This window comes from Halomonas sp. MES3-P3E (genome assembly GCF_002836035.1).
GTDB classification, from domain to species: domain Bacteria; phylum Pseudomonadota; class Gammaproteobacteria; order Pseudomonadales; family Halomonadaceae; genus Vreelandella; species Vreelandella arctica.
Genome location: NZ_PJBT01000075.1, coordinates 1 through 3,367 on the forward strand (window position 1 = coordinate 1; position 3,367 = coordinate 3,367).

General features: G+C 48.5%; 5 protein-coding genes. 2 read left to right on the forward strand and 3 right to left on the reverse strand.

What is annotated here, in order from left to right; translation table 11 throughout:
* Positions 1–424 (forward strand): cytochrome c biogenesis CcdA family protein (locus CXF87_RS11720; protein ID WP_232774901.1); only part of this gene is annotated, 424 nt, incomplete at its 5' end.
* A 381-nt stretch (positions 425–805) separates the two neighbouring features.
* Complete coding sequence (locus CXF87_RS11725; RefSeq protein WP_232774902.1) at positions 806–1,174, forward strand: four-helix bundle copper-binding protein; 369 nt, start codon at positions 806–808, stop codon at positions 1,172–1,174.
* 160 nt (positions 1,175–1,334) lie between these two features.
* Here the strand turns inward: CXF87_RS11725 and CXF87_RS11730 are convergent, their stop codons facing one another.
* The 3 genes from CXF87_RS11730 to CXF87_RS11740 form a co-directional block, all read right to left on the reverse strand.
* Positions 1,335–1,751, reverse strand: a complete 417-nt coding sequence (locus tag CXF87_RS11730) for a hypothetical protein (RefSeq protein WP_139041537.1) — start codon at positions 1,749–1,751, stop codon at positions 1,335–1,337.
* Positions 1,752–1,881: 130 nt separating this feature from the next.
* A complete protein-coding gene (locus CXF87_RS11735; protein ID WP_008957453.1) occupies positions 1,882–2,646 on the reverse strand; it encodes a copper resistance protein B in 765 nt (254 codons plus the stop codon).
* A gap of 9 nt (positions 2,647–2,655) precedes the next feature.
* A partial coding sequence (locus CXF87_RS11740) for a multicopper oxidase domain-containing protein (protein WP_157826523.1) occupies positions 2,656–3,367 on the reverse strand: 712 nt, incomplete at its 5' end.

Consider the following 3,367-nt stretch of genomic DNA (forward strand, 5'->3'; position numbering starts at 1 on the left):
TATGACCGGCGTGTTCCGATTGCCGCTATTCCAGCGTACCTTTCAGTTCACACCCAATGTCCAGGGTGGCTCCCCGCTGTCGGCGACAGTGTTCGGGGTCTCTTTTGCCATCGGTTGGACCCCCTGTATCGGCCCTATACTAGGCGCTATTCTGATGGCCACGTCTAATGCTGCTAGTGCCCAGGCTGGAATGATTTATCTAAGTGCCTACTCGGCAGGACTGGCGCTACCTTTTCTTGCCAGCACTTTACTGATTAACCGATTTGCTCTGCATCGGCAAAGCCTGGGAAGGTGGAGTGCCTATGCTCGCCCCGTGGCGGGCACGATTGTGATCCTGATGGGTATTGCTATCGTTACGGGGTATATGACACGGCTTTCAAGTATCATGGTTGACCTTTTCCCCTCCCTGGCGACCCTGGGGTAGCCAGGCCGTCAGAGAAGTAGAGATTAATTTTCATACTGACTCCTTAGGAAGCTGATTAGGCTGAGCTAGTCTCCTAAAAGGAGATTATTTTTATAATGCTTAGAGCTTAATTGCTTTCACTATTAATTTAGTTCTTCACCTAATTACTTTAATTAGGAGCTCGTGGCGAGGTAACGTACAAGCGCAGCGAACGCTTCAGTGTTTTTTTGAAAAAAACATTTATTATAGTAGGCCTTCCTGAATCCTAGCTGAATAATAAAAATTATGGCAAGTAACGCACAGCTACCTGGTTTATCTTTATATTTCGTGAGTATCTATCAGATTACCTTTCCTTGATTTTTCTTTTGGGTTGTTCTAGCTTTATCATGCCAAGCAGAAACTATGGTAAATAAAATATGGTTTAAAAAATGGAGAACCGAGATGGACTTAAAAAAATATGAAAACTGCATTGAAGCTTGTCACGTATGCGCTGCTTATTGTGACAAGTGTGCAACTGAGTGCCTAAAAGAAGACAACGTAAAAATGATGGCGGAATGTATTCGCCTTAACATGCAATGTGCTCAAATTTGTCGGTTAGCTGCCTCATTTATGGCACAAGAAAGTGAGTTTGCACACGAGATCTGCCGTCTATGTGCCGACATTTGTAAGAAATGTGGTGATGAGTGTGCAAAACATGATGCACCTCACTGCCAAGAGTGTGCTCAAGCTTGTCATCGCTGCGCTGAAGAATGTGCCGCAATGGCCAGCTAAGCTTCAAGCCAGCCGGGGCGAGCGCTTCGGCTGGGCGTCATTTTCTAGGGGGTTATATACATTAACTGAGGCTTTCAAATGTTGGTGTTTGCTTTTTTTAATATCTAAAAGGGGCTCGCTTGCGAACCCCTTTTGAATTAGTTATAATTAATAATGTCGCTTAGTAAGCGACATGTAGTTCATAACTGTTATTGCTATTTTCCTTAGTGCCCCCCATTGAGCTACCTGTCACCTCAAGCTGATAATTGCCCGGTTGCAGCTGACGAACAAGTTCAAAGTGACCCCGTGGACTGGACGCTTCTGCTACTTGTTTTCCAGTTTTGTCATAAAGCACAGCTGAAATGCGGTTGCCAGTGCTGGTAAAACCTGGGAAGTGCTCACTCGCTACTTTCAGTGTAGTCGCTTGTTCAATGTTAATATTGAAACGCTTCGATTGCCCCTGAGCAAGCATCTGTGTAGAAGATACGCCTCTTTCTAGTAAGGGAAGATCCTGTGTTGTATTGCCTAAGCTCGCTAATACAGGTGTAGAGAAGATACTTGCTACTACTGCACTAAAAACAATTGCTTTAATTTTCATGGTGGTTTACTCCGTTGGTTATTTACAATTTAATAATAACCTTAGAGTATGAATTGAAGCTGAATTTAGTGGTTTATTAGCAAAAAAAACGCCACCTTCCGGTGGCGCAAGTTATAGAGTGCTTAACGATTTAAAACATTAACCTGACACCTGCCACCACGCCGGTATCTTCGGTATTATTCCCACCAGCACGAGATAGGTCGGCGGTATCGCCATACTCTTTTACCCAGTAAGCGCCCACGTAAGGCGCAAAGCGTCTGGTCACTTCGTAGCCCAGGCGCATGCCGACACGCACTGAGTTAAGGCCCTCACCCACACCAAATTCCTCAACTTCGCTGGCAGCTACGGCAATTTCGGTGCGCGGCTGTAGGTAGAGCCGCTGTGTCAGGCGCAGATCGTACTCGCCCTCAAAACTAGCGGCCACGTCGCCATCTTCACTCACTTGCATAGCAACGTCGGTTTCAATGCCGTAGGGCATCACACCTTGTAGGCCGACAACCCCATAGGTGCGTTCGGCGTGATCATCGGAGAACACACCGCCTTGGTAACCGATACCCCCCTGTAACTCCCAAAAATCAGCCACTAGGCGACTATAGAGTAGTTCCAGGGATTCAAACTCAGCATCTTCACCGTCGCCTTGGACATTCTCGCCCTCTGACTTCAGGTAAACACGGTTGATATCACCGCCATACCAGCCTTGAAAGTCCCACACGACGGCCTCCTCGCCGTTATCGGGTACGCTATATTCAAGACGATCAAAGAGCGCCATACCCATATTGTGTTCCATCGTGGGCGCTGGCCAATCTTTCGGCGCGTCGTAACCATCTTCCGCATGGGCAGCGGTGGTCATGACAAACGCTAAGCTAATGCCAGTAAAATAAAGCTTAGTTTTCATACTGCCTCCTTAAGAAACCTGAACAACGCGGAACATTCCGGCATCCATGTGATAAAGCAGGTGGCAATGGAACGCCCAACTGCCTTCAGCATCTGCCGTAATCAGTGCCGAAACCCGCTCGCCGGGCTTAACGTTCAAGGTGTGTTTGCGCGGAATTAGCTCGCCCTGACCGTTTTCTAGCTCCATCCACATACCGTGGAGGTGGATAGGATGCTCCATCATGGTGTCGTTGATCAGGATTAGGCGCAGCCGCTCATCTTTCACAAAATGGATTGGGCCGGTCACTTCGCTAAACTTCTTGCCGTCGAACGACCACATGTAACGTTCCATGTTGCCGGTCAGGTGCAGCTCAAGCTCACGGCCTGGTTCGCGGCGGTCAGGCCATGGCGTGAAGGCTTTAAGATCGCGGTAGACGAGTACTCGACGTTCGTTGGGGTCGATGCCTATGCCCGCCTGGTCGTAGCGAGAGCCGGGCTGGGCTTCACCGGCAATGAGAATGCCGTTTTCGCCGACTTTCGCCTGCTCGCCCGACATGCCGCCCACATTAGAATGATCCATGCCCTCCATGTTGGAATGATCCATCCCCTCCATATTAGAGTGATCCATGCCTTCCATACCAGCATCGTCACCGCTCATTCCCGGCATATTGGAGTGATCCATACCTTCCATATTCGACATGCCTGAATGATCCATACCTTCCATGTCACCCATGCCATGAGCG

Excerpts from the sequence above, each read along its gene's own strand:
- CXF87_RS11725 (WP_232774902.1), top strand. The coding sequence starts at position 806 with ATGGTAAATAAAATATGGTTTAAAAAATGGAGAACCGAGATGGACTTA.
- CXF87_RS11730 (WP_139041537.1), bottom strand. The coding sequence starts at position 1,751 with ATGAAAATTAAAGCAATTGTTTTTAGTGCAGTAGTAGCAAGTATCTTC.
- CXF87_RS11735 (WP_008957453.1), bottom strand. The coding sequence starts at position 2,646 with ATGAAAACTAAGCTTTATTTTACTGGCATTAGCTTAGCGTTTGTCATG.